Origin of the sequence: Uliginosibacterium aquaticum, assembly GCF_012972705.2 — a bacterium.
Taxonomy (GTDB): domain Bacteria; phylum Pseudomonadota; class Gammaproteobacteria; order Burkholderiales; family Rhodocyclaceae; genus Uliginosibacterium; species Uliginosibacterium aquaticum.
Window position 1 is genome coordinate 1,011,802 of record NZ_JABCSC020000001.1, and the last position, 24,662, is coordinate 1,036,463.

Consider the following 24,662-nt stretch of genomic DNA (forward strand, 5'->3'; position numbering starts at 1 on the left):
TAACAGTAGCTGCACTGCCAGATAACGACAAAAAGCCCGGACTCTTGCGAGCCCGGGCTTTTTGTTTGCTTGTCCGTGGGCTTACTTCAGCTGGCTGGCGATCGGCAACTTGGCTTCCTTGAGGCCCTGGGCGACCAAGCCACCAATGGCTTCAGCACCCTTTTCCTGGAAGTGGGTGTTGTCAGGCTTGGTGCGCGAGCCGGTCTGGGTCGCGTAGTACGGATACTTGGCTGGATCGACGGCGAGGTAATAGTTCAGCGACTCGGCTTCACCGAGCTTGTTGAAGAAGTCCATGCTCTTCTGATCCAGATCGACCAGCGCCACCTTGTTGGCTTTGGCTGTGTCGCGGATGGTCTGCGAGTAATCGCCCGGCACCTTGCCCTTGCCCCAGGTATGGGTCGTTCCGCCGATCTTGCCGTCCTTGAACTGACGACGGGTCACCGGCGTGATCAGCACCGGGGTGGCGCCAGCTTCCTTGGCGATCGCAATGTACTTCTCCAGGGTCTTCTGGAAGCCCATTTCGGCCGGCACACCAGCAGCGGTGCCGGGGTAGGTGCACAGGTTGGCGATGTCGATCACGTCACGAGCCGGAGCGGGGCGCGGCGGCTCTTCACCGCACTTCTCGTCGTTGTGGCCGAACTGCACCAGCAGGTAGTCACCCTTGCGGATGTCGGCCTTGATCATGTCGAACCAGCCTTCGGTGATGAAGCTGCGCGAACTGCGGCCCGATTGCGCCACGTTCACGACCTGAACCTGCTTGGCATCCTTGAGCTGGCGCTCGAAGATCTGGCCCCAACCATTGCGTGGGGTGACGTCCACGTCGTAGTTGCTGGCCGTGGAGTCGCCGGCAATGAAGATGCGGGTCACGCCCGGTGCCGCGATGGCCTGGGCTTCGGCCCGGGCGTGCGCCATGGAGAGCGGGCTGAGCTTGGTGATCTCGTGGTAGTTGCTGTCAAACAGCGAGGTTTCGCCGAGTACGCCCTGGGACGAGAGATAGCCACGGTTGTGACGGATGTACTTGAGCACTTCACCGGCGTTGCCGCTGACCGGATCGAAGCTGGCGGCATCGGCGACGCCGGCTTCCTTGAGGGCTGCGCCGAGCAGGGGCTGCAGGCTGGCAGCCCGGCTCTTGAGGGCTTCGGCCTTGACGGCAGGCGCCTTACCGGACTGAACCATGCCGACCGGCCCCTGGAACTTGGCGTCCTTGGCGGCGCCGGAGGCGATGAAGTCGGTCAGGGCATTGATATTGGCCGTGACCTTGCCGGCGGGTTCGGCAATCAGGCTCACGAACTGGGTGCGGCCGGCTTCGGCAACCAGCATCAGCGGGGCGACCAGACCGTCGGCGGAGAGGCTGTAGGCTCCCTTGTCGTCGCTGGCGACGGACTTGCGGTTGCCTTGGGCGTCATACACGGTGACCGTGAATTTCTGCTGACCTGCACCAGCGATGCCGCTCAGGGTGACGCCTGCAAGCGGCTTCACGGCCGGCTGGGCAGCCGCTGGGCTGGCGGCCGGGGCCTGAGTTGGGGCATTGCTGGCACAGCCGATCAGCGAGGCGCCGATCATGGCGACGATGGACAGACGCAGATTCAGGTTCATGGTTTCTCCTGTGTGACGCGGAATGGCAGGCCGCGCTGCGGCTGCCGGACGGAAATGGATCGCGCGAGCATGGCGCAAGGCTGGCGGGCTGTCTTGATAGGGATTGCGCTTATCTCTCTACCGGCACATAGAGATCGAACTGGCGCTCGAAGTCGGCCGGCAGATAGCTGGCGTTATGGAAACAGCGCAGCATCGGCGCATCAGATTGCATCCGCCAGCCGGTACTGGTTTCGATATGACGTGCCAGCTCAGCCGCCCCCGGGATGGCGAAGCCGCCGCCGATGCGCAGCACGGCATAGTGGCCCTCTGGCAGGTGGCCTTGCTGCAGCCCCGGAACCTGCTGGCCGAGGCGTTCCGAGAGCAGAGCGGCCTGCAGTTCGATTTCACCGCTAGGATTGTTCATGTCACCGGCCAGTTGTACGCACCAGCCCTTGCGGCGCTCGCGCGGGATGCCCGCGAGAAGAGCGTGGGCACGCAGCTCATCGAAAGGTGGAATGCCTTCGCCGAGGCGGCCGCGAAAATGCACGTACTGGATGCGCTGGCCGGTGAGTAGCTCGATGCGCACCGGGCGAGCCTCGGCGGCGCGCGGGCGCACGGCCGAAGGTGCCAGGCCATGCGCCGCCCGGAAGGCACGCGAGAAGGCTTCAGCAGAGCCGTAACCGCTGTCGAAGGCCAACTCCAGGAGTGAGCCGACGCGCCCAGCCTCGATGCGGCGGCGCGCCAGGGCAAGGCGCAGGCGGCGTACGCGAGCAACCGGCGTTTCACCAGAGTATTCGTTGAATACGCGTTCGAAGTGAAAGCGTGAGAGATGTGCGATGTCGGCCAGTGCGTCGAGGCTCAGTGACTCGCCCAGGTGCGCGTCGACATGGCTAGCCACACGGCGCAGGCGGGAGAGTTTGCGGGCATAGGTGGCGACGTTCATGATCTCGGCGGGTGCTGCGGAGGCGCACAGTCTGCCACCGTCGTTCCGGTTTGGGAACGGGAACACGTGCACCGTGTGGCGGGCGTGCGACGGACTCGATCGCTAGCGGGATCTAGCGCTGCTTCTGCAGAGCAGGCTTGCCGCTATGATGGCGGCTTGTTCGGGTTCCGGAGTGGGTCATGCGCCTTGTCTTGCGATTGAGTCTTTACAGTCTGTGTCTGGTTTGCCTGCCGCTTCAGGCCGCAACGCCCCAGGACGAGGTGTTGCAGCGCCAGCGAGCGGAGGTTGAGCAGCAGAGGCGGCTGGCCGAACAGGATCGTGAGCGCATTCGCCGCGAAGCCGATGCGGATCAGCAGCGTCGTCGCCAGCAGCAGGAGCAGGATGAGCAGGTGCGGCGCCAGCGCGAGCAGGCACGCCAGGAGGCCGAGCGCGCGCGCCAGCAGACGGAGAATGCGCGCCAGCAGGCGGAGGTCATGCGCGAGCGTCAGAGGGTGGATGCCGAGCGCTTGCGCATCGAGGCAGATCGAGAACGTATCCGGCTGGAGGCTGAGGCTGATCAGGCGCGGCGACGCGCCGAAAACGTACAACGCTGATCAGGGTCCCCTTCACGGCGCCCGCCCCCGGAAGATCTTTCAGGGGCGATCCGGATGCAGGGACGGGCGCCAGGGGATGTATTCATTGTGGCAGCCCGGCAGCAAAGCTCAAGCTGGATTTGTGCGCAGCAGCATCTGTATCTGCATGAATTTCAGGGATAAATCTGCGTGCGAAGGCTTCAGAGCTGCAGCCCGGCACCCGCCGGCATGCGCTTGAGCAAAGGGCGAAGATCCAGGCCGGTGCTGGCCTTGAGCTGAACGGCACGCGCTTTCAGTTCCTCGCCAGACAGTGCGACCGGCGTACCACGAGTGGCCAGGGCCACCACATTGCCACTGGCGCACGGTGGCAACGCCAGGCTGCGGCCCTCAAAGGCTTCGCCAAGACGCTTGAGTGGCGCTGCGTATTTCTGTGCGCGGCCAAAGAGATTGGTGGCGAGGATCCCTCCGTCATTGAGGCGTGCCCAGCAGGCCTGGTAAAAGGGCAGGCTGTCGAGCAGGCCGACCTTGGCGTCCTCATCGTAGCCATCAACCAGGATGTAGTCATATTTCGGACTGGGTCGCTGCATGTACTCCACGCCATCGCCGATCACGATCGAGAGCCGCAGATCCTCGGGCGGCAGCTTGAAGAGCGCACTCGCGGCGGTCCACACTTCCTCGCTGATCTCCACCGTGGTCACGCGCGCCTGTGGCAGCTTCCAGTAGCAGAACTTGGTCAGCGAGCCAGCGCCGAGTCCGATCAGGAGAATGCGCTTGGGCCATTGGGCTTCCGCGCTAAAGCCTTCACGCAGGAGCAATCCGGCCATCATGTCGCGCGTGTATTCGAGTTCCAGATCCACCGGGCGGCGCAGGCGCATGGCGCCCTGTACCCATTCCGAGCCGAAATGCAGGTAGCGCACGCCATCTTCTTCGCTGATGTCAATGCAGGGGTCGGACATGGCAGAGCTTTCTGATGGCAGGGCCGCGATTCTAGCGGTTTCAGAGCCTGCCGCGGTCAGACACCGACAGTGCGGCGCTCCTGCGCGGCCTGCAGGGCTTCAGCCAGGGCGCGGCGGCTGATTGGTTTGGTGAGATAGTCGTTCATGCCGGCGGCCAGCCCGTTGGCCTGCTCGTCCGCCATGGCGGCTGCGGTGAGCGCGTAGATCGGTACCGGGGGGCGGCCCAAGGCTGCTTCGGTCGCACGGATCTGAAGGGTGGCGTCAATTCCGCCCATGCCGGGCATATGCATATCCATGAAAATGACATCGAAGTTGCCGCCGCGCCATAGTTCCACTGCCTCGTGGCCATCGCGAGCGAGTTGGCTGCTGCAGCCGAGTCCGTCGAGCAGTTTGAGTACCAGTTTCTGGTTGGTGGGGTTGTCTTCGGCGACCAGAACGCTGAGCGGGAAGCGCTCGGTTGCAGGGGAGGGCTGCGGTGGCGCAGGCATCGCTGCGTTGCTGAGGCGGATCAGCGGTATGCTCAGTTCAAAGCAGCTACCCTGAACAGGAGCACTTTGAAGTGTGATGCGGCCACCCATCAGGTCGGCTAGCCGGCTGCAGATGGAAAGCCCCAGACCTGTACCACCAAAGCGTCGGGTGGTGGTCTCGTCTTCCTGGCTGAAGGCGTCGAAGATCAAGGCTTGCTTGTCCTGAGCGATGCCGATGCCGGTATCGCGGACGGCGATGGCAAGCTGTTCCGTGCCAGCAAGGTTCAACTGGCGCGCCTCGATGGTGATGCTGCCTTGCTCGGTGAACTTGACGGCGTTGCCCAACAGGTTGGAGATGATCTGGCGCAGCCGTACTGGATCTCCCTGAAGCACCGGCGGGAGGGCCTCGCTGATTGTCAGTTGGCAGCGAATGGGGCGTTCGCCTATCGCTGCACGGGTGCTGCGCTCAAGATCACTGAGCAGTGGGGCGAGTTCGACCGGCAGGGCTTCGAGACTCAACTTGCCCGCCTCGATTTTCGACAGATCCAGGATGTCATTGATGATGGTGAGCAGGCTGTCGGCTGACCCCTTGGCGACGCCCAGATAGTCGCGCTGCTCGTCGTTGAGCGGGGTGTCCATCGTCAGGTCAATCATGCCCATGATGCCGTTCATGGGGGTGCGGATTTCGTGACTCATGTTAGCCAGGAAGTCGCTCTTTGCACGGTTGGCCGCGTCGGCTGCTTCTTTGGCTTCCTGCATCTGGCGAGCAGCCTCCTCGCGTTCGCTTACGAGCCGGGCGATGGTGGCGATGAGCTCTTCGATGTCGCCTTCGGCGGAGGTGTCGGAGGCTGCTTCTGGCAGTAGCTCGGCCACCAGCCGGTGCAGTGAGGAGAGCGCCTGCTCTCGCCCTGCAAGCTCGGAGCGTAGCCGATCGGCTGTGTGTTGCAGAGTCTCCAGAGTGTGGCGGAATTCTAGTGGAGCATCGTCGATCAACTGCTGACTCAGTTGCACAGGGCCAGCTTCTGTGGCTCCGGCTGCGCGACGACCCTGTTGCAGATTACCTAGCCAGCGTCGCAGCGGGTACCAGATCATCAGCATGCCGCCAAGCATGCTGGCGACAGCCAGCGCAAGGGCTGCGCGGACGACCCCCCAGAGACTGCTGGCGACGGCTTCTGCATCAAACTGCAGGCGCAATACACCGTAATCCCGCCCGCCAATATTGATGATGCGATTGGCATCCAGGAGCTGACTGGCCAGGCGTTCGCGCAACCAGTCGGGTGACGACTGCTGACGGATTCCCGGATTCGGGCTGGTGATTCTTGCGCCGCTGCGATCGATGAAGAGCGCTGCCGAGAAGGGGGATTGACGCATGCTCAGATCCAGCGTTCGCTGGATAGTGTCGTAGTCGCCGATCACGGCGCTCTCGCCGATGGTCTGCGTCATGATTTCGACCAGCATGGATGCAGTCTGCTGTACATCCTCCACATGCTGGACGAATTGCGAGCGATAGAACATCAGCAGTCCACTGCTGCAGAAGAGCAACCAGGTCACGGAGTACAGCGCGTAGATCCGGCTGACCAGAGAGCGCGGCAGCAGACGACCGAGTTTCATCTCAGAGGCTCGGCTTAGTGCAGGGTCTTTGGGGCTTTCTGGTAGAAACGCTTGTAAGACGCGTAGTCCGCTTGGGTGGCGGGCACAAAGGAGGGGGCCTCCGGGAGGCCCACTTCTTGGCCAGAGCGGGTCAGGATGTCCTTGCCACGCGGATCCTTATGCATGTTGAAAAAGGCGTTGGCGACGGCCTTGAGGTCCTTCTCCGCCACCTTGCCTGAAGCCATCAGGGCCAGATCGTGATAACCCTCGGACGTCCACAGCACGCGGAACTTCTTGTTTTCGCGTGTCGCATAGCCCTCAACCAGCGCCGAATTACTGCCCACGGCTTTGGCCTTGCCGGCAAAGAGTTGAGCGAATGCCGCGTTCTGGTTGCCGCCGAAGACGGGCTTGACCTCGATGTTGCGCGAGAGCAGGTAGGCATAAGGGACTTTGTAGCCGATGAAGGCTTCGGGGCCGGCAAAGGCCATATCCTGCCCGGCAAGCTCTTCCAGGCGGGTGATTGGGGAGTCCTCCGGTACCGCGATCTGACCATGGATTTCCGGTGCCTGCCGACGACCGAAAACCTTCCAGCCCAAGGTTTCTCGCTCAGGGCTGAAGAGGTGATTGCTGAATACGAATTCAACTTCCTGAGCCAGCACATAGCTGGTTGTGTCCGCCGAGGTGCGTCCGATTTTCAGTTCAAGCTTTACTCCGCTCTTTTCACTGATGTACTGGACGATGGGGTTCCAGTAAGCGGCGGTCTTGGTGATGTCCCACTGATTGACCGGTGAGAAGCGGTAAGTGGGCTGCTGAGCGGCAGACAGCGTGGGCAGCAGGCAGCAGAGGGCCAGTGCGGGTGCGAGCAGGGCTTTCATGCGGAGTCTCCTGAGGCAGACAGATTCCAGTCGATATGGCTCTCTTGGGATTACGGCAGGTGTTGTGGGTGACTTGATACACAGTTTGCGTGGATAGGCCTGTGGATGAGTGCCGGATAAGCAGGACAAGTGCCTGATCGGCCTCGGAATTTGCTCGCCGGGCAAAAAAGGAGCAGGTTCGCCAGAAGGGGGCGGGCGGCATGTACGGGCCCAAAGGTCAAGACACAAAACCGCTTATTTCCCCATTTTTGCTGCCCGCAGAGCCCCTTGCAGCAAGGGAATCCACACGAAGCGGGGAGAAGCCTGTGGATGACTGCAGGATAAGCAGGGCAAGTGCCTGATCGGCCTCGGAATTTGAGCAGCGGGCAGAAAATGAGCAGTTGTACCAATGGGCGTCGGCCTGCATGAGCGCCCATAAAGGTCAAGCTGCAAAGTGCTGTTTTTGGACGGTTTTGTTGCCCGTCGCAGACTTGGCGGCAAGGGAATCCACACGAAATGGGGAGAAGCCTGTGGATGAGTGCAGGATAAGCGAGGCAAGTGCTTGAAGCCCTTCACTAATCCGGTTCTGAGCAAGAATTGCACGATACCCGGATTGCATTCGATGGCGGATGCCCAGCTTGCCAGGCATCGGTTTTGTCAAGTAGCTCGGCTTGAAAAACTGACTTTTTGGCCCGGTTTTCCGGGCGGTAGTGGGTGGGCTTTCCACACAATGTGGGGAGAAGCCTGTGGATAATCCATCCGAAAGCCGGCCAAGGCCGCTCTGCTGCGGGGCGCGGCCGTGTTGCGCATTTTTTGCGCAGAGATGACGGTCATGTGACGCATGTCACATGAGCCCTGCGCTATGCTCGCCGCTCTATCCCGGCGGAGCCCGCGATGCGCGCATTCCTTGTCTCTTTCCTGCTGCTGCCCTTGTTCGCCCTGGCAGCGCCTGTGAAGCCCGGCTTCGATGAGGCGACATTGGCGGCGCTGCGCGAGAGCGTGGCAGAGCGCGAACAACGCTTCTTTAGCGGGGAGCAGCTGAAACCGCATGCCAGCGTAATCGACACGGCCGGGCTGCTGCTGGATGCGCTGGCCAGCGGGGCGGAACCCGCGCAGCAGTCACGCTTGCTGGCAGCCATTGATGCGCAAATTGATCGCGATACTGCGAGTCGCAGCTACGGCAATATTCACTGGTATCAGGGCGATCAGACATTGGTGGATCGCAATGGGGTGGAGTTCGTGACGCGCATGACGGCGCTGGCCTGGCTGCTCTATGGCGATCAGCTCGGCGTGGCAGAACGCCAGCAGTTGCGAAGCTTGCTGGAGTGGGCGCGGATCGGTGTGACGCGGCACGCGGTGGCCATCAGCTACACCAACATCTGGCTCATGAAATGCTGGAACCTGATCGCGCTGGGTGAAGGGCTGCAGGACGAGGCGCTGGCCCGCCAGGGCTACGCCATGCTGACGGAATGGCTGGCCTATACACGTCGCACCGGAATCAACGAGTACCTCAGCCCGAGTTATTACCCTGTCGATCTCGAAAGCCTGGCCCTGATCCATCGTCTTTCTGCCCAGCCGCAGGCGCGTGCCGAAGCACGTGAGGCACTGGACCTGCTGTGGCATGACGTTGCGCTGAACTGGTATGCGCCGGCGCGGCGCCTGGGCGGTACTCATAGTCGTGACTATGACCGGCTCTTCAACCTGGGTGGCCTGAATGCCTGGGTGAAGCGTGCGGGCTGGACGGGGGAGCCCGTTCAGCCCGCACGCGGCCCTTACACTGCCCTGGCCTGGGCACCGCCGCCGCCCGCTGCCGGCCGCTGGTTGCAGGGACCGTTCCCGCGTCTGGTGTCATCCCGCTGGGGAGAGGAGCCCGAAAAGCGCCATACGCATTACCTGGGACGCAGTTTCAGCATCGCTTCGGCCGAGTCCGGCTATTACGCGGGGCATGACAACTCGCCGCTGGTGATCAATCTGGGGGGCGGACAGGATGTACCGATCATCAACTTTTTCATGGATGGCCGTCGTGACTACTACGGTCAGAACAAGACCCTGGAGGCGGGTTCCGGTCACCTGAAGGCGCTCCACCTGCGGCCCTTCCTGGCCAGCGTGCAGCGCGAGGGAGAGGTGTTGTTCCTGGCCTCGGTGCGTGAGCGTAAGCCTGAGTATGTGGCACTGGAGTCAGTGCTGACCCTGCCGGCGAACGCCGAATTCTGGCTGGATGACAAACGCCTGGACGTGTTCCGGGCCGTCAGCCGCTGGCGACCGGATTACGCGCCGAATGGCCGCACAAGCTCCCTGCAGGTCGAAGCACGCGAGGGCGTGATTGAATTGCATCTGAGCGATCGCGATGAAGCGCAGGGTGTTGGGGTGTCGCAGAGCTTTCCGGTGCAGGGTGGGCAGCGCTATCGCCTGGCAGCCAGCTTGCAGGGTGGCGAAGTTTTTCTCTACCTGAACTACCTCGATGTAGAGCGGCGCCTGATTGGAGGCGAGCATTCGCTCAAAGTGGCGGGTGGGCAAGACGGATTTGCAATGCGTGAATTTACATTGCCGGCGCCTGAGGGGGCGGTGTGGTGCAAGGCCTGGCTGTACTCCACGCGTGCCAATCGAACCGAGCTGCGTGTGCGTGATCTGCGCTTCGAACAAGTCGGGCCTGAAGGGGCGACGCTGCTGGGCGGTTTTGATTTCCAGGTTTTCCAGCCGCAGGCGATTGCGCTACCGGCGGGCCGCACGCTCTTTGTGCGTCGCGGTGATGCGGTGGCCGCGCTGCGCCTGCTGGCTGCTTGGGATGTGGCCGGGACGCCGATCGGTTTCACTCTGCATAACGACGGACTCGCCTGGCAGGCCTTGCGCCTTACCGCCGTGCATTCGCCGCAGGCGACGGATCAGCGGGCCTCGCTGGCGATGTGGGCCTGGGCTGGCGAAGGCCTGGCTGACGAGCAGGCCTTCGCGCGCGAGCGGCAGCGGATTCTCGGCCTGGGTGGCGAGGCCACGTTGCAGGGGGATGTGGTCCGCGCCAGCGTTGGGGTATTGCAGTTGCAGGCTGACGTGGTGAGCGGCCGGCGCCTGTTGCGGCAGGGCCACGCCGAAGTGCCGGACTCGGCCTGGAGTGTGGATGGCCGGGCGTGGCAGCCCTAGCGCAGGTGTAACATGCGACCGGTTCCAGCCCTGCGTATGGCGGGCTGTTTTTCACCAAATAAAGGGGATGTGATGGCTTCTTCTCTGCGTCAAATCACACTGGCTGCCGCGACGGTTTCAGCCGCCTTGCTGGCGGCCTGCGCCGTTCCGCAGGGGGGCAGCCAGCCCGCTGCTGCGCCGTCTGCGGCTGCGCAATGCGCGCCAGGGATCTGGTTCTGCGAAAACTTCGAGAGTGGCACGCTGGCACGCTGGGATCTGCTCCCGGCGGGGGGCGCTGCCACCATCGGCAAGGCCGATGGCGTGGCCATCGTGAAAACGGAGGCCGGTAACAGCTTCATGCAATATGACGCTGGCCAGAGCAAGGGCGTGGTGGCTGCGCTCAAGAGCGAGGCTTTCGCGGGCGTGAAGACGGCGGACTACTTTGTTGAAGCCCGCATCAAGCCGATCAACAATCAGACCAGCAACAAGTTCCTGTGCCTGCTGGGCCGCTATCAGGATGTGAACAACTGGTATGGCGGCTGCCTCAACGTGCAGAACAGCGCCAGCTCCAAGGTCGAGTTTCACAAGGCCAATGGTGGCAAGTGGCTGCGCGCACGCCAGTTCCCGACCCGTAGCATCGTGAATGACCAGTGGTACAAGCTGCGTATGGAAATGAAGGGCGATACGCTCAGTTTCTATATCGATGATGACCTCACTGGCAGCTTCACCGATGCCAGTATCAAAGGGCCGGGCAAGCTGGGCCTGTGGTTGGACAACCGCTCCTTCGCCATCGACGATATCGTGGTGGGCGATGCCAGGGTCAAACCGGTCCTGCTTTCGCTGGATCAGCCGGGAGAGTGGAACGGTGAAGTGGGAGGCGCGGAGCGGGTGATCGAAGTGTCCGCAACCAAGACGGATTCTTCGGCGGACAGCTTCAGCGTGGTGTCGAGTGATCCGAAGGTGGTGGCTGTGACCCAGCAGGGCAACCAGGTCAGCCTGCGTGCGCTGAGTGCCGGCTCGGCCAGCATCACCTTCAAGAGTGGCAGCAACCCGGCTCTGCAACGTTCAGTGAAAGCCAATATCGAACCGGCCTTCGCGCTCTCTGCCGCCAGCTACGGCAATCTAGCAAAGAAAACCGAGCCGGCCGCGGGCAGCAAGGCCGCGTATGCCGATGGCGAACTGACCCTGAGCTTCGATGCGCCACCGGTGCTCAACAGCATCGGCTCCTTGCGCATCTTCCGCGCCAGCGATGATCAACTGGTCGACGTGATTCGTCCGAAGGGCGAAGGCAATGTCTTTGGCCCCTCGTCGGATGGTTTCTACCGTGGCGTGAACATGCCGCTGATGCGCGTTGTCGGCAACAAGCTCGTCGTGCGTCCGCACAACGGCAAGCTGGCGTACAACACGGCCTACTACGTGGCGCTGTCCGACAATCTGCTGAAGGACGCCAAACTCGCTGGCAAGCCCTTCACCGGGCTGGGCAAGAAGGCCGGTTGGAGCTTTGTCACCAAGAAAGCGCCGGCGGCCTCACTGACCCGGCTGACGGTAGATGACGATGGCAGCAAGGCTGACTATCGCAGCGTGCAGGGGGCGCTCGACCACGCCATGAAACTGCCGAAGGAAACGCCGGTCAGCATCAGTGTGAAGAAAGGCAGCTATGAGGAAATCCTGTTCCTGCGTGGCAAGGATAACGTCAGCATTCAGGGCGAGAGTCGCGAAGCTACGGTGATCCAGTTTGATAACTACGAGTCTCTCAATACCGGTCTTTCCATCGGCATGAACAAGCCGGTGGCCAGTGGCGGTGGGCGCGCGGTGTTTGCCGTGGGCAATGCCGACATGCTGGTGATCGATCGTCTGACCCTGAAGAACACCCATTACAAGCGTCTGGGCGTGAATGGCCAGGCTGAGACGATTTTCTTCATGGGCGACAAGGAACGTCTGATCGCGAAGAACGCCAACTTCATCAGCCGTCAGGACACCCTGCAGCTCAACGCCTACAGCTGGTTCTACAACACCCTGGTGGCGGGGGACGTGGACTTCATCTGGGGCAGCTCGAAGGCCGCCTTGTTCGAGAACAGCGAAATCCGCACCGTGGTTGATTCCACCGATGCAAGCAAGGGCGGCTATGTGCTGCAGGCCCGCGTGAGCAATGCGGCGGACAAGGGCTACGTTTTCCTCAACAGCCGCCTGACCCGGGAGGAAGGGGTGCCCGATGGCTCCACCGTGCTCGCCCGCAGTGCCGGCAGCCCGAACTACTTCGACAATGTGGTGTTCGTGAATAGCCGGATGGACAAGCACATCGCGCCCGAAGGCTGGTGGCTGAACCCGCTGCCGAATCCGGCCAAGGCCAGCGAGAAGGCCGGCTGGCGCGAATATGCCAGCGCCACCTTGCAGGGCGCCCCGCTCAACGTTGGCGGTCGTGTAGCTGCTGCCCGTGGCCTGAGTGCTGCAGAGGCCGCGCCTTACGCCACCCGCGAGCAGGTGTTCTCGGCCATCGGCTGGGCACCCAAGCCCTGAGTGCCAGCGCACACCGGCTAAAGAAAGGGGCAGCTGAGGCTGCCCCTTTTTCATGCTTGTGCGGATCGTGTGTTTGTCTGGGCGCGACGTGAGCCGAAGGCTCGTTCTTCAGTCGTGAAACTGGGTGAACTCGCTTGCCGGGATGCGCGGCAGCTCCAGGGTGTTTTCGGGAGCGCTTTCGTCGGCATAGCCCAGCGACATGCCGCAGACCACCATCTGGGTGTCGGGAATCGCCAGTTGGGCTTTCACGATCGGGTGATATTCGCAGAAGGCTGCCTGCACGCAGGTATGCAGGCCATGCGCGCGGGCAGCCAGCATCAGGGTCTGCAGGAAGCCGCCGTAGTCGATCAGGCTACCCTGGCCGAGCACTTTGTCGATCGTGAAGATCAGGCCCACCGGAGCGTCGAAGAAGGTGTAGTTGCGGGCCCATTGCTGGCGCATGCGGGCGGTGTCCTTCTTGTCGATCCCCAGCAGCGAGTAGAGCGCGAGGCCGGTGTGGCGGCGGCGGCCCAGATAGGGCTCGCCCCAGGATTCCGGGTAATAGGCGTACTCGCCCTTGTGCTCGAAGCTGGGGCTTTCGTACTCGGCGAGAATCTTTGCGCTGAGGGCTTCTTTCGCCGCTCCGGTCACAACATGCACATGCCAGGGTTGGGTATTCACGCCACTGGGCGCGCGCGCGGCAAGGTCCAGCAGCGCGAGCAGGGTGTCACGCGGAACGGGGTCGGGCAGGAAACGGCGGATCGAGCGACGACTGCCGACGATCTCGGCGAAAGAGTTGGGGGTCTGATTCATGAGGCAAGTCCGGCAAGGAAAACGATGGCGGCAAGCCTAGCAGTTTTGGACTCCGTCGCGTTTGATCAGGCCGCGCTCTCGAGCTTGATATGGGCGCGGCTGGCAGTGCGCGAGATCATGCCCTGAGCCATGTCTTCGGCGGCGACCGGGTTCTTCATGCGGATCATGTCGAACAGATCCGAGTGTTCCTTGATCGTGAGCGCCATGTGGCCGGGATCGGAAAGATAGGTGTGATCGAAGATCGCGCGCTGCAGGGCGCTGATCGCGTCGGCTAGTTGCTGGATCACGAAATTGTGGGTGGCGGCGACGATGGCGCGGTGGAAGGCGATATCGGCCTCCATGAAGGCGTCGCGATTGGTGGTGTTGGCCTTCATGCCGTTGAGCGCGGCTTCGATGGCGACGAGATTGATGGCGGTGGCGCGCTCGGCGGCCCACCGCGAGATCGCCGGCTCGATCAGGCTGCGCACTTCGATCAGCGAGGCAATCAGCGCCGGGTCGGCATCACCATCGCCGGAAAGCGCCCATTCCAGTACGTTGGCATCCAGATAATTCCATTGCTCACGCGGCATCGCAAACAGGCCGCGATAGCTCTGAGCGTCGATCAGGCGCTTGGTGGCGAGCACCTTGATGACTTCGCGCATCACGTTGCGCGAGGTGTCGTAACGTTCGCACAGCTCGGCTTCAGAGGGCAGGGCGGCTCCAGGTGTGAACACGCCCTGGACGAGGTCGCGGCCGAAGGCGTTGATCAGGCGGTCGGTCTTCGTCAGCTTGGGGCTCACTGCGGTTTCCTTCAGGTTTTCAAGCAGTCGGTATCCTAGCAGGGAAGCTGCTGAAATCCGGGGCGGTGAGGCGCCCCGGATTTCAGTGAAGGCGAGAAGGATCGGGAAAAATGAAGCGCCGCGATCCTGGCACGGCGTGCCGATGCAGCCAGCACTGGCGTACCTCAGGAAGGTGCCGCGCCGCCAGAATCACTTTCTCCCGGTCCTTTACTTGCGCAGCTTGGCGAGCTCGGCCTGCAGCTCCTTCACTACTTCGGCATGACCTGGCTGGGCGGCGAACTTGTCGACCGCCACCGTGGTGGTGGCGCGCATGCGGCCCAGCTCGGTGTCAGACGGCGTGGTGATCTGCATGCCCTTCTGCTTCAGAACTTCAATGGCCTTGGCGGAGGCGGCGCGGCTGTCCTTGCGCTCGAAGTCACGCGAGGCGGCGGCGGCTTGCTGCAGGGCCTTCTTCTCGTCGGCGGAGAGGCCGTCGTACCACTTCTTGGAGACGGTCACGATCCATGGGCTGTACACGTGGCGGGTCAGTGCCAGGTGTTTCTGCACTTCGTAGAACTTGGAGGACTCGATGGTAGTCACCGGGTTTTCCTGGCCATCCACGGTGCCGGTTTCCAGCGCGGTGAAGAGTTCCGAGAAGGCCAGCGGCACGGCATTCGCGCCGAAGCCCTTGAACATGTCGATATAGACCGGGTTCTGCATCACGCGCAGCTTGATGCCGGCCATGTCTTCCATTTTGTTGATCGGGCGCTTGGAGTTGGTCAGGTTGCGGAAACCGTTTTCCCAGTACACCAGGCCGACCATGCCCTTGGCCTGCAGCTTGTCCATCAGCTTCTGGCCGAAGGGTCCGTCGAGCACGGTGTCAGCCTCCTTCTCGTTGGCGAAGACGAAGGGCAGGTCATACACGCCGAAATCGCTGACGATGCCGACCAGGGTGGCGGTGGAGCCGACCATGATTTCCTGCGCGCCGCCGATCAGGGCGTTCTGCATCTGCGGATCACTGCCGAGGCTGGCGCCGCCGAAGCCTTTGACCTTCCACTTGCCGCCGGAGAGCTTGCCCATTTCTTCGGCGAAATAGCGCACGGCACGGCCCTGGTTGCTGTCTTCAGCCAGACCATAGCCGAAGCGTACGATGCGCGGCTTGAAGTCGGCCGCCTGGGCCGAGGCGAGGCTGCCTGCGACAGCCAGACCGATGACGATGGATTTGAAGAGACGGTTCATGATTCCTCCAGCGGATGCGGGGTTGAGAGCAAAGTCGCGAAGCGGCTTCTTGAAACGTCCCCCTCCCGGTGGGGAGGAGGATTGAGGGAGATGAAAGGAATGCCTGTCAGCGGAACCAGGCCACCGGTGCGGTGATGATTCCCGGGAAGATCACGAACAGCGCGATCAGGATCAGGTAGGCGAGCAGGAAGGGCCAGATGCCTTTGGTCGCACTTTCGAGCGAGATCTTGGAGATGCCGCAGACCACGTTAAGCACGGTGCACACCGGCGGATGGATCAGGCCGAGGGTGCCGACGAGCACGAACATCACGCCGAAATAGGTGGGGTCGATGCCGGCCTTGAGGGCGATCGGCATCAGCACCGGGCCCATCACCAGAATGGTCGGGGTCAGGTCCATCACGGTGCCCACCGCCAGCAGCAGGAGCATGATCGCCGCCATCAGGATGCGCGGATCGTGCATCAGCGGACCGAGAAATTCGGTGACCTGTTGCGGCAGATCGGCCAGCGTCACCATATAAGACGAGACCAGCGCGCCGGCACACAGGAACATCACGGTGCTGGTGGTGCGCGCCGCGTCGACCAACAGCTTGACCAGCTGAGTGAATTTCACTTCGCGGTAGATGAAGATCGCCACGAACATCGAGTAGGCGGCGGCGACTACGGCGGCTTCGGTCGGGGTGAAAAAGCCGCCACGCAGGCCACCGAGGATGATCACCGGCAGCATCAGCGCCCAGATGCCGTCCACCGCGGCCTGACCACGCTGGCCCCAGCTGCATTTGGGTTGCGGGGTGACGTCCATTTTCTTGGCCAGACGGGTCCATACAAAGATCAGCGCGAGGCCCATCAACAGGCCCGGCACGATGCCGGCGAGGAACAGGTTGGTGATCGAGGTGTTGGTGGTGACGCCAAAGATGATGAAGGGCATCGAGGGCGGAATGATCGGGGCGATGATGCCGCCCGCAGCGATCAGACCGGCCGAGCGCGGCACCGAATAGCCGTGCTCACGCATCATCGGGATCAGCAGGGTGGCAAGTGCGGCGGTGTCGGCAATTGCCGAGCCGGACAGGCTGGCCAGCAGCACCGAGGCGGCGATGGTCACGTAGCCGAGGCCACCCTTGATATGGCCGACCAGCGTCACGGCCAGATCAATGATCCGCCGTGAGATGCCGCCGGCATTCATGAGTTCGCCGGCGAGGATGAAGAAGGGCACCGCCATCAGCGGGAAGCTGTCGGCGCCGGAGAGCAGGTTCTGGGCAACCAGCTGGGCATCGAAGAAGTCCAGGTGGAACATCAATGCCACGCCGGTGAGGATCAGCACGAAGGCGATCGGCATGCCCAGCAGCATCAGGCCGAGCAGGCTGCCGAGGAAAACTACGAGTGTCATGATCGGGCCTCTTTACTGGCTAACTTCGGGGTCGGAAGCGTGGGCACGGTCGTGTGCCTGCGCTTCGCCGGGGATACGGGCGGCCGGATGGCGGGTCACGATGCGCCACAGGTTCAGGCCTACCATCGGCAGCATGGCCAGCGCGCAGATCAGACCACTGCCGGCCATCAGCGCGGTGGGGAAGCCCAGCACGGTGGAGTAGGTGTCGAGCCCGATCACGGTCTGGCTCCAGCTGCCTTCGAGAAACAGCCACAGCGCGTAGAGCATCAGCAGGTGGCTGACGATCGCGCAGCCGCGGCGCAGGCCGGCGGGCAGGTGGGCCTGAAGGATCTCCATGCCCAGGTGCGAACCATGGCGCAGGGCCAGGATCGCGCCGAGAAAGATCATCCACACGAACATCAGGCGGGCCACTTCCTCAGCGGCCGGGATGCCGGTATTGAACACGTAGCGCAGCACCACGTTGCTGCCAATGGCCAGCACCATTACGGCCAGCGCAAGCGCCATCAGCCATTCAACGGCGTGTTCGAGGCGCGGGGTCAGTTGTTTCACGATGATTCTCCTTGCTGTCGTGCCGGCCCGGCTGCGGGAGTGTTTTCGCGCACCGGACTGGCTTGGGATGAAATGTAGTGCATGAAACTCTTATGAGCCCATAGGTGTTTTCCATGATACGACGACATGTGTATTGTTGTACTACAATCATCTGGAACGCAGCCGATGGGCAGTCTCGCCCTTGCTGGTCCGGAAGGAAGAAAGCGCCATGGACAACACCGCCGTCGTGAACCCCGAATTTGCGGACCTCTATATAGAAGAGGCTTACAACCCCTATCGCAGCTGTATTCAAGGGCTGGCCAACGAGCCGATCACGGTGCGGGCGCTGTTGCGCCGGGCGGACGACCTTCTGTGCGATGAGCCGGAGTTCGCCGGTCTGGGAGATCATTCGCTGGAGGCGATCGTGGCGCGCCTGGCCGCTAACCGCCCGCGCGTGGCAATCATCCAGGGCTCGCCGGATCATCCCGCGCACATGTTCGATCACGAGCACACGCTGCGTGCTGCCGCGCGCATCTGGCAGAACGGCGGCGTGCCTTTTACCTTCGGCATTCCGGTGATCTGCGACGGCACCGCGCAGAGCAATATTGGCCAGAGCTACTCGCTGGCCTCGCGCAATCACACGGCCACCGCCGTGAACATCAATTTCGAGGGCCACAGCTACCACGCGGCCTATGTGCTCTCGGGCTGCGACAAGACGCCGACCGGCATCCTCTCCGGCCTCGCCTCGGCGGATCGCGCCCGGCGCCAGCCGGCACGCGGCACCGCGCCGGTGTGGGCGATCTTCGTGCCGGCGCATGTGCTCAAGGGCGGCACGATTCCGAAACGCACGCGCCAGAAACTGCAGGCGATCCAGGACGCCGCCATTGCCGCAGGCGACGCCCAGCTGGCTGCGGACATCGAAGAGAATTGCCACTACATCCTGCAGTGCTCGTCGGACGAAGCTTTTCTCGGCCATCTGCAGCGCGCGGAGGAGAAGGGCCTGGTGACGCGTGCCGAGGCCGATGCGATTCTTAACGAGCTGGCGGCCGCCACCTGCGACGACAAGGGCGGCATCTGTGCCTTCAACGGCACCGGCAACTCCTCGCGCACCCTGGTCGCGGCGCTCGGCTTCGTGCCGGCCGAATCGGAGTTGCTGACCGACGAGCCGGGCACCGATGTCGTGCAGCGCAATGTTGATCAACTCTTCCGCATGTTCAACAAGCCCGAGTATTCGGTCTGCAATCTGCTCGAGAAGAACTACGCCAATGCCATCCGCATCCACGGGGCGACTGGCAGTTCCTCCAACCTGATGCTGCACATGCCCTGCGTGATGCGCCATGCCGGTTATGACGTGAGCCTCTTCGACTACGCCCGCGTGCGCGATTCACACGCCGTGCCGGATGTGTTTGCCCACAGCCTCACCGAGGGGCGCGACACCTTCGTGCTGGCCCAGCAGGCCGCTGCCGGCCTGCACCACGGCATGACCAGCCTGTTCAAGGTGCTCACCGATCTGGGCGTGCCGATGGATCTGGACGCGCCGACCGTGGCCGGCCTCACCTGGCGCCAGCGTGTGGCGGCGATTCCGGTGGCCGTGTCGCCGGCGCTGCCGCAGGAAAAGTCGGTGATTCGCATCCAGCCGATCCGCGCCATTTCCGGCACCGACGTGATGCGCGGCAACTTCTTCTCGTCCTGCACGCTGAAGGTTGCCGGCATGAGCAGCGAGTCCTGGCAACGGTTCAACGGCCGTGTGTTTCTGGTGCGCTATTACGAGAACGAGATCGACTGCAACGACGACCTGCGCTCGACCAATCTCGTCGAACGCCTCGCCGCACGACCTGCGCTGACCCCCGAATTGCTCGCCGCGATCCGCCGCCACGCGGGAGCGCCGGCCGACCAGAGCGTCACCGAGATGATCACCAGTGGCGTGCTGGCCTTCGCCTTCGTCATTGCCGGGCAAGGGCCGAAGGCCTTCGGCATGCCCGAGATGTTCGCGCCGAGCCAGTACATGCGCCATCACGGGGTGATCGAGAAGACTTCGATCATGATTACCGACGGCCGCTACTCCGGCGTGACCAAGGGCGCCTGCGTCGGCCACATGGTGCCAGAAGCCTATGAGGGCGGCGGTATCGGCGCGCTGGTCGATGGCGATCTGCTGTGGGTGCAACTGGCCGAACGCCGGATCGATCTGCTCGATACGCCAGACTTCCTCGCCGGCCGCCTGCGCCCCTTGCCGGCAGCGCCGGCCCGCGCGGAACTGGTGGCCGCGCGCCGCGCGCGGATCGAGGAACGCCAGTTGCAGGTGGCAGCCTGCAGCATGATGGAAGGCGTGACCGACGCTGAATACGGCGTGGTGCCTCTGGCGGTGCACAAGCGCGCCACCCTGCGCTGGCCAGCCTGAGGCTGCGCAGGGCCAAGGGTGATCAGAAGGGCTTCTTGGGGTCGAAGTAATACTTCTGGTAATCGAAATCGATGCGGCCGATGTCCGGGTTCTGCAGGTGGAAGATGCGACGCTGATCGAGGTGGGCGAACTCCAGGGCGCTGCGGAACTCCGACAGCCAGAGCTTGCGCAGGGAGCCGTCCTTGTACGCCCTCTGCATGCCGCGGGTAATCCGTTGGAGTGCCGGGCCATTTCGTGCGCTGGAGAAGAAAAAGCGTGGCAAGGGATAGGCCAGGGCGAAAGAGCTGTCCACCAGCAGGTTCAGTTGCCCTTCATGGCTCTTCAGCTCGGGCTCCAGCTCATTGATGCCGCGGCAAAAAAGATCCACCCGGCTGGCGGCTACCATGCCGAACAGGCTCTCGTAGCTGCCAACCTCCTGCACCGTGAGCCGGTTGTGGCGCAGGATGTTCACATCCGCCCAGCCCAGGCCCTGGGCGATGGTGTACTTGCGTAGATCTTCGAAGCTTTCGAGGCGGGCAATTGCATCATGGGCCGCCGGGGAAACGAAGCACACGCGGTAGCCGGTCACACCGAAATCAACCGGAAAGCGGGCGTAGTCCAGGCCCTGGTCCAGCAAGGCATTCTGAAAAGTGGTCATCACCAGCAGGTTGGTGAGGCTACCGGCCCTGGCTTCAGCCAAGGCCCGTGCAGTATTCATGGGCGCACTGGTTCGGATCTCGTAATCGCCGTATTCCGCGCGGGTTTTCTCCAGCGCCAGCGTCACCAGTTTCAGGTTGTAGGAAGTGCGCGGATCGCTCCCGCTCTCCGCCGCCGTCAGGGTGAAGATCTCTGCCTGCAGTGTGGTGCTGCCGAACAGGCAGAAGAGCAGAGTCAGCAGTGGGATGAGGTGCTGTACGAGAGGCTGGAGCATGGCAGGCGCAAGAAGGCGGATGCAGTCATAACGGTCGCTGCGACAGATATCTGAAGCCGCCCTTCAGCATATTCGCCCCTGTTGGCCATTCTGCAGGCTTGCCCAGATTGCCGATCACGTCGTCGGCTGTTTGCGCCCAAAAAAAGGGGCTGCCGTGGCAGCCCCGTGCGATGTATCAAGTGGCTTCAGGCCTTCAGGCGTGAGGCGATTTCGGCCACCCGTGCGCCATACTTTCCGGCGGTATCCAGGTCGCCTTGCGGAATGGCTTCGGCGCCAGCGTCGGATGGCGATTGCACCAGCAGGCCAACCGAGCCGCCGAGGTTGTTGACGTCCTGGCGAGTGGAGGCCAGCGTGTTGGCCGGCGGCAGCCCAAGGCTCACCCAGATGCCGCCGTGCTGCGAAGCCAGGGTCTGCAGGCTGATCAGTGTGACGGCCTTGTCGCCATTGAGGCTGGCGCTATTGGTGAAGCCGCCGAAGACCTTGTCCTGCCAGGCGCGGGTAAACCAGGCCTTGGAGGTGGCATCGGCAAATTTCTTGAATTGCCAGGGGGCGGAACCCATATAGGTCGGCGCGCCGAAGATGATGCCATCGGCGGCTGCCAGCTCATCCCAGCCGGCCTCCGGGATATTGCCTTCGCTGTCGACTGCAAGCAGCGATGCGCTGGCGCCTGCGGCAACCGCTTCAGCAATGCGGCGGGTATGGCCATAGCCGGAGAAATACACAACGACGATCTTGCTCATGAGGACGTCCTTTCAATTGGGCACTGCTGGGGAGAAAATCTGTATCGCTTCAGGCATGAGCGTTTGGCTCGCTCGCGATGAGTCTGGATGGATGGTATCTTCTGGAAACCAGGTCAACAAGAAGGCACTTTGTACTCACCTGGTTACCTTGGAGAAACCATGTCTGTAGTGACTTCGAGTGAGCGCTGCATGTCCGGCGCCTATGACGTCTATTCCCGTCATTGTCCGGCCCGTCTGGTGCTTGATCGCCTTGCGGACAAGTGGGCGCTGCTGGTGATCGGCCGCCTGCGCGGCGGCACCCTGCGTTTCAATCAGTTGCGCCGCGAGGTGGATGGCGTATCGCAAAAGGTCTTGTCGCAGACGCTCAAGAAGCTCGAGCGTGATGGCCTGATCGGGCGCAGCGTGATTGCAACGGTGCCGGTCACGGTCGAATACTCGCTGACTGGGCTTGGCAACACGCTGGCCGAAACCATCGAGCATCTTTCGCGCTGGGCCGAATCCAACATGCCCGGCATCCTGGCCGCTCAGCAGAGCTATGACCAGCGCAGCGGCCTGACTGAAGTGCCCTGAGCGGGGGGCTCAGTTGGCTGAATGTGCCGCCGCCTCCTTCAGTTCTTGCACGATAGTGACGACTTTCCCCGCGCCGTCCTGAATCTGGCGGATCGTTGTGCCGACGTCCGAAACCATGCGGGTGCCTTCTTCAACCCCCTGCAGGCTCTTGTCCATGCTGTCGATCACCGTGCGGGTTTCGCTCTGGATCTCGCTGATCATCCGCGAGATATCCCCGGTGGACAGACTGGTGCGCTCTGCAAGCTTGCGGACTTCATCGGCCACCACGGCAAAGCCGCGCCCCGATTCTCCCGCACGTGCGGCTTCAATGGCGGCGTTCAGGGCCAGCAGATTGGTCTGGTCGGCGATTTCCTTGATCGTATTGACGATGGAAGTGATCTGGCTGGTCTTCTCACCCAGGCCATACACCTGACCCGACGAGGCATTCATCTGGGAGGACAGCTTTTCCATCTGCGCAATCGTGTCAAGAATAGTCAGATTGCCATGGTTGGAAAGCGCTTCGGCCTCCAGTGAAACTTCGCTGGCAGTTTCTGCACTCTGATGCTCGGCCTGCGCGCGCAGCACGCGCTGCGTGACATCGCTGGCGAATTTCACGACCCGGCAGGGCTTGCCCTGTTCATCCAGCACCGGGTTGTAGCTGGCCTCAAGCCAGACTGTTTGCCCCTGTTTCGTGACGCGCTCCACAAGGCCGGTGAAAAACCGGCCGCTATTGAGGGCGCGCCAGAATTCAGCATATTCCGCACTGGCGGCATGGCTGGCGGTGCAGAAAATGCGGTGATGCTGGCCGGTGATCTCGTCGTGGCGGTAACCCATGACGGCGAGGAAGGGAGGGTTGGCGGTGATGATCCGGCCCTGCATATCGAATTCGATGACCGCCATCGAGCGGTTAAGGGCATCGAGCAGGGCTTGGCTTTGCTCTGCAGCTTTGACGCGTTCCGTGACGTCGCTGGCGATCTTGATCACCTTGCAGACCTTGCCCTCTGCATCGCTTACCGGGAAATACGTGGCCTCAAGCCAGACGGTGGCGCCATCCTTGCGCAGGCGGCGGAACTTGCCCGTAAAAGACTCGCCACGGCGCAGGCGCTGCCAGAAATCACGATATTCATCGCTGTTTGCAAAGGCGGGTTCGCAGAAGATCTGGTGGTGCCGGCCAATCACTTCACTGGCGGCATAAGCCATCGTCTGACAGAAAAGAGAATTTGCACTGCGGATCACCCCATCGCTGCCGAACTCGATACGCGCCACGCTGCGATCCAGTGCTGAGGCAATTTCGCGCAGGGATGAAAGCTCGGTGCGCAGTTCCGTGATTTCCTGGGCTTGTTTTCTTGAAGGGCCGAACATGCGCTTCTCCTGTTGAGCGGCGCATGGTCTGACTCTCGCCGGCACAGCGAAGCGGACGGGTTTGCATGGCATGCGGCCGGACCATCCATTACCGGGATGGGCTTGCTTCAAGAAATAGCGGCAGGCAGGAGCAGGGGCTTGAGCAGGGAAAACCCTTTTTCCCGAAGGGGCGCCCGGAGATGCGTAGAGAGGCCGGTATTGCGTCGGCCTTTGGCGTCAGTGCGGAACTTTGGTGGCGTCCGGACGTGAGATGCCGCGCATGGCATGGGGCGTCAGCAAGGCCACGAGGACGGCGAAGAAGGCCACAACCAGCAGGCCGGTGGCGAGAGTGCTGTGCTCGGCGATGGCGCCGATCAGGGGCGGGCCGCACATGAAGCCGAGATAGCCAATGCCGGAAACGCCGGCGATACCGCTGGCGGGCGACACATTGGGCACACGGGCAGCGGCCGAGAACAGCACCGGGATCACGTTTGAAAGCCCCAGCCCGACCAGAGCGAAACCGCCGATGGCGGCCCAGCGTTCGCCGATCAGCAGGGTCAGCAGCATGGCCGCACCGGCCAGCCAGGCCGAGCACTGCAGGGTGCGGCTGGCGCCCAGCCGTCCACGCAGCCAGTCGCCACCGAAACGGCCGGCCGCCATCGCGCCGGAGAAGGCGGCATAGCCCAGCGCGGCGATGCTGGCCGGGCTGGCCAGCTCCTGGCTCATGTAGAGCGTGCTCCAGTCGTACATCGCACCTTCGCTGACCAGCGCCAGCGCGGCCAGCAGGCCCAGAAGCAACAGCACGCCATGCGGCAGGCGGAAGCCCTGATGCTGCTCTTCCGGCGAATGGGTGGCGTGGGTGGGCAGCATGGCACGCGCGGCAAACCACACCAGGGCAAAACCCGCCGCACAGGTGAGTGCAACGTGCAGCACCGGGCGAACTCCTGCTTCGGCGACGAGGCTGCCGATCAGCGCGCCCGCGAGTCCGCCCAGGCTGAAGAAGCCGTGGAAGGACGACATGATCGGCTTGCTCATCTCGCGTTCCACCGCCACGGCTTCGGCATTCATCGCCACATCGAAGCCGCCGCTGCCCAGCCCGAAGGCAAACAGCAGGAACATGAGTACCACATAGCCGGGCGCGAAAAGCAGGGCAGCCAGACTGGCGCAGACCACGCTGGCGCCGCACAGCACCACCGGGCGCGCGCCGTGGCGTGCCACCCAGCCGCCCACGCGGGCGAGCGAGATCAGCGAACCAATGCCGGCGGCCAGCATTAGCCAGGCCAGCTGAGCCTCGCTGAGGCCGAACTGCGCCTTCACGGTGGGCACATGCACGCCCCAGGTGGCGAAGAGCAGGCCGCAGATGAAGAAGTGGGCCTTGGTGGCGATGCGCGCGTGCAGTAACTGGCTTGCCGGCAGGGTGGGGTGCTCCATGGCG

General features: G+C 62.8%; 19 protein-coding genes. 5 read left to right on the top strand and 14 right to left on the bottom strand.

Translation table 11 applies throughout. The features are described from left to right. Positions 1-81: 81 nt before the first annotated feature. Positions 82-1,596, bottom strand: a complete 1,515-nt coding sequence (locus HJ583_RS04615; RefSeq protein WP_170020833.1) for a rhamnogalacturonan acetylesterase — start codon at positions 1,594-1,596, stop codon at positions 82-84. Between the two features lie 109 nt (positions 1,597-1,705). Beyond that, the gene (locus tag HJ583_RS04620; RefSeq protein ID WP_170020834.1) at positions 1,706-2,518 is read right to left on the bottom strand and encodes an AraC family transcriptional regulator; all 813 of its coding nucleotides are present in this window, start codon (positions 2,516-2,518) and stop codon (positions 1,706-1,708) included. Between the two features lie 179 nt (positions 2,519-2,697). Here HJ583_RS04620 and HJ583_RS04625 point away from each other — a divergent pair, with 179 nt between their 5' ends. Further along, positions 2,698-3,111, top strand: a complete 414-nt coding sequence (locus HJ583_RS04625) for a hypothetical protein (protein ID WP_170020835.1) — start codon at positions 2,698-2,700, stop codon at positions 3,109-3,111. Between the two features lie 179 nt (positions 3,112-3,290). Here the strand turns inward: HJ583_RS04625 and HJ583_RS04630 are convergent, their stop codons facing one another. The 3 genes from HJ583_RS04630 to HJ583_RS04640 are packed head-to-tail and all read right to left on the bottom strand — an operon-like array spanning position 3,291 to position 6,978. Further along, on the bottom strand, positions 3,291-4,046 hold the full coding sequence (locus HJ583_RS04630; RefSeq protein WP_170020836.1) for a spermine/spermidine synthase domain-containing protein: 756 nt from the start codon (positions 4,044-4,046) through the stop codon (positions 3,291-3,293). Positions 4,047-4,102: 56 nt separating this feature from the next. Then, a complete protein-coding gene (locus HJ583_RS04635; protein ID WP_170020837.1) occupies positions 4,103-6,124 on the bottom strand; it encodes an ATP-binding protein in 2,022 nt (673 codons plus the stop codon). Positions 6,125-6,138: 14 nt separating this feature from the next. Further along, a complete protein-coding gene (locus HJ583_RS04640) occupies positions 6,139-6,978 on the bottom strand; it encodes a phosphate/phosphite/phosphonate ABC transporter substrate-binding protein (protein ID WP_170020838.1) in 840 nt (279 codons plus the stop codon). 873 nt (positions 6,979-7,851) lie between these two features. Between HJ583_RS04640 and HJ583_RS04645 the strand changes: the two genes are divergently transcribed. Together HJ583_RS04645 and HJ583_RS04650 are read left to right on the top strand one after the other, a co-directional pair. Continuing rightward, positions 7,852-10,092 (top strand): hypothetical protein, encoded by a 2,241-nt coding sequence (locus tag HJ583_RS04645; protein ID WP_170020839.1) that lies wholly within the window; start codon positions 7,852-7,854, stop codon positions 10,090-10,092. A 72-nt stretch (positions 10,093-10,164) separates the two neighbouring features. Then, positions 10,165-12,588, top strand: coding sequence for a pectinesterase family protein (locus HJ583_RS04650; RefSeq protein ID WP_170020840.1), 2,424 nt, complete (start codon positions 10,165-10,167; stop codon positions 12,586-12,588). Positions 12,589-12,696: 108 nt separating this feature from the next. Here HJ583_RS04650 and HJ583_RS04655 read toward each other — a convergent pair whose 3' ends face one another. The 5 genes from HJ583_RS04655 to HJ583_RS04675 form a co-directional block, all read right to left on the bottom strand. Continuing rightward, positions 12,697-13,380, bottom strand: coding sequence for a nitroreductase (locus HJ583_RS04655; protein ID WP_170020841.1), 684 nt, complete (start codon positions 13,378-13,380; stop codon positions 12,697-12,699). 65 nt (positions 13,381-13,445) lie between these two features. Continuing rightward, positions 13,446-14,159: a FadR/GntR family transcriptional regulator gene (locus HJ583_RS04660; protein ID WP_328824825.1), complete on the bottom strand. Its 714-nt coding sequence runs from the start codon at positions 14,157-14,159 to the stop codon at positions 13,446-13,448. 207 nt (positions 14,160-14,366) lie between these two features. Next, the gene (locus tag HJ583_RS04665; RefSeq protein ID WP_170020842.1) at positions 14,367-15,377 is read right to left on the bottom strand and encodes a TRAP transporter substrate-binding protein; all 1,011 of its coding nucleotides are present in this window, start codon (positions 15,375-15,377) and stop codon (positions 14,367-14,369) included. 106 nt (positions 15,378-15,483) lie between these two features. Then, a complete protein-coding gene (locus HJ583_RS04670) occupies positions 15,484-16,761 on the bottom strand; it encodes a TRAP transporter large permease subunit (RefSeq protein ID WP_170020843.1) in 1,278 nt (425 codons plus the stop codon). Positions 16,762-16,773: 12 nt separating this feature from the next. Beyond that, positions 16,774-17,310, bottom strand: coding sequence for a TRAP transporter small permease (locus HJ583_RS04675; protein ID WP_170020844.1), 537 nt, complete (start codon positions 17,308-17,310; stop codon positions 16,774-16,776). Between the two features lie 208 nt (positions 17,311-17,518). Between HJ583_RS04675 and HJ583_RS04680 the strand changes: the two genes are divergently transcribed. Beyond that, complete coding sequence (locus HJ583_RS04680) at positions 17,519-19,687, top strand: dihydroxy-acid dehydratase domain-containing protein (RefSeq protein ID WP_170020845.1); 2,169 nt, start codon at positions 17,519-17,521, stop codon at positions 19,685-19,687. Between the two features lie 22 nt (positions 19,688-19,709). Here the strand turns inward: HJ583_RS04680 and HJ583_RS04685 are convergent, their stop codons facing one another. Together HJ583_RS04685 and HJ583_RS04690 are read right to left on the bottom strand one after the other, a co-directional pair. Beyond that, the gene (locus tag HJ583_RS04685) at positions 19,710-20,597 is read right to left on the bottom strand and encodes a hypothetical protein (RefSeq protein ID WP_170020846.1); all 888 of its coding nucleotides are present in this window, start codon (positions 20,595-20,597) and stop codon (positions 19,710-19,712) included. A gap of 185 nt (positions 20,598-20,782) precedes the next feature. Continuing rightward, positions 20,783-21,337, bottom strand: coding sequence for an NAD(P)H-dependent oxidoreductase (locus HJ583_RS04690; RefSeq protein ID WP_101941287.1), 555 nt, complete (start codon positions 21,335-21,337; stop codon positions 20,783-20,785). Positions 21,338-21,496: 159 nt separating this feature from the next. Between HJ583_RS04690 and HJ583_RS04695 the strand changes: the two genes are divergently transcribed. Beyond that, on the top strand, positions 21,497-21,907 hold the full coding sequence (locus HJ583_RS04695) for a winged helix-turn-helix transcriptional regulator (RefSeq protein WP_216821658.1): 411 nt from the start codon (positions 21,497-21,499) through the stop codon (positions 21,905-21,907). Between the two features lie 9 nt (positions 21,908-21,916). Here HJ583_RS04695 and HJ583_RS04700 read toward each other — a convergent pair whose 3' ends face one another. Together HJ583_RS04700 and HJ583_RS04705 are read right to left on the bottom strand one after the other, a co-directional pair. After that, a complete protein-coding gene (locus tag HJ583_RS04700; protein ID WP_170020847.1) occupies positions 21,917-23,248 on the bottom strand; it encodes a methyl-accepting chemotaxis protein in 1,332 nt (443 codons plus the stop codon). Between the two features lie 216 nt (positions 23,249-23,464). Then, entirely contained in the window at positions 23,465-24,658 is a 1,194-nt protein-coding gene (locus HJ583_RS04705; RefSeq protein WP_170020848.1) for an MFS transporter, read from the bottom strand. Positions 24,659-24,662: the final 4 nt, after the last annotated feature.